This window comes from Peribacillus simplex, assembly GCF_001542915.1.
Lineage (GTDB): Bacteria > Bacillota > Bacilli > Bacillales > DSM-1321 > Peribacillus > Peribacillus simplex_B.
The window spans coordinates 1-1,786 of record NZ_LNNH01000054.1; the positions used below are offsets into that span (position 1 = coordinate 1).

1 rRNA gene is annotated in these 1,786 nt (G+C 52.2%); it reads left to right on the forward strand.

Going from position 1 to position 1,786, the window contains the following annotated elements:
• A 23S ribosomal RNA gene (locus AS888_RS21655) occupies positions 1-1,786 on the forward strand; the annotation flags it as partial.

A 1,786-nucleotide genomic window follows, 5' to 3' on the forward strand; every position in this document is an offset into this window, starting at 1 on the left:
TTCCTGAGTAGCGGCGAGCGAAACGGAATTAGCCCAAACCAAGAGGCTTGCCTCTTGGGGTTGTAGGACACTCAACATGGAGTTACAAAGGAACGGGGTAAATGAAGCGATCTGGAAAGGTCCGTCAAAGAAGGTAAAAACCCTGTAGTTGAAACTTCGTTCCCTCCTGAGTGGATCCTGAGTACGGCGGGACACGAGAAATCCCGTCGGAAGCAGGGAGGACCATCTCCCAAGGCTAAATACTCCCTAGTGACCGATAGTGAACCAGTACCGTGAGGGAAAGGTGAAAAGCACCCCGGAAGGGGAGTGAAATAGATCCTGAAACCGTGTGCCTACAAGTAGTCAAAGCCCGTTAATGGGTAATGGCGTGCCTTTTGTAGAATGAACCGGCGAGTTACGATTTCATGCGAGGTTAAGTTGATGAGACGGAGCCGCAGCGAAAGCGAGTCTGAATAGGGCGAATGAGTATGAGGTCGTAGACCCGAAACCAGGTGATCTACCCATGTCCAGGGTGAAGTTCAGGTAACACTGAATGGAGGCCCGAACCCACGCACGTTGAAAAGTGCGGGGATGAGGTGTGGGTAGCGGAGAAATTCCAATCGAACCTGGAGATAGCTGGTTCTCTCCGAAATAGCTTTAGGGCTAGCCTCAAGATGAGAGTATTGGAGGTAGAGCACTGATTGGACTAGGGGCCCCCAACGGGTTACCGAATTCAGTCAAACTCCGAATGCCAAATACTTATTCTTGGGAGTCAGACTGCGAGTGATAAGATCCGTAGTCGAAAGGGAAACAGCCCAGACCACCAGCTAAGGTCCCAAAGTATACGTTAAGTGGAAAAGGATGTGGAGTTGCTTAGACAACCAGGATGTTGGCTTAGAAGCAGCCACCATTTAAAGAGTGCGTAATAGCTCACTGGTCGAGTGACTCCGCGCCGAAAATGTACCGGGGCTAAACGTATCACCGAAGCTGTGGATTGACACCGTAGGGTGTCGATGGTAGGAGAGCGTTCTAAGGGCGTTGAAGTCAGACCGGAAGGACTGGTGGAGCGCTTAGAAGTGAGAATGCCGGTATGAGTAGCGAAAGAAGGGTGAGAATCCCTTCCACCGAATGCCTAAGGTTTCCTGAGGAAGGCTCGTCCGCTCAGGGTTAGTCGGGACCTAAGCCGAGGCCGAAAGGCGTAGGCGATGGACAACAGGTTGATATTCCTGTACCACCTATACATCGTTTGAACGATGGGGGGACGCAGAAGGATAGGGTAAGCGCGCTGTTGGATATGCGCGTCCAAGCAGTTAGGCCGGAAACGAGGCAAATCCCGTTTCCATTAAGGCGGAGCTGTGATGGCGAGGGAAATATAGTACCGAAGTTCCTGATTCCACGCTGCCAAGAAAAGCCTCTAGTGAGATGTAAGGTGCCCGTACCGCAAACCGACACAGGTAGGCGAGGAGAGAATCCTAAGGTGTGCGAGAGAACTCTCGTTAAGGAACTCGGCAAAATGACCCCGTAACTTCGGGAGAAGGGGTGCTTTTTAGGGTGAATAGCCCGGAAAAGCCGCAGTGAATAGGCCCAGGCGACTGTTTAGCAAAAACACAGGTCTCTGCGAAGCCGCAAGGCGAAGTATAGGGGCTGACACCTGCCCGGTGCTGGAAGGTTAAGGGGAGAGGTTAGCGCAAGCGAAGCTTTGAACCGAAGCCCCAGTAAACGGCGGCCGTAACTATAACGGTCCTAAGGTAGCGAAATTCCTTGTCGGGTAAGTTCCGACCCGCACGAAAGGTGTAACGATCTGGGC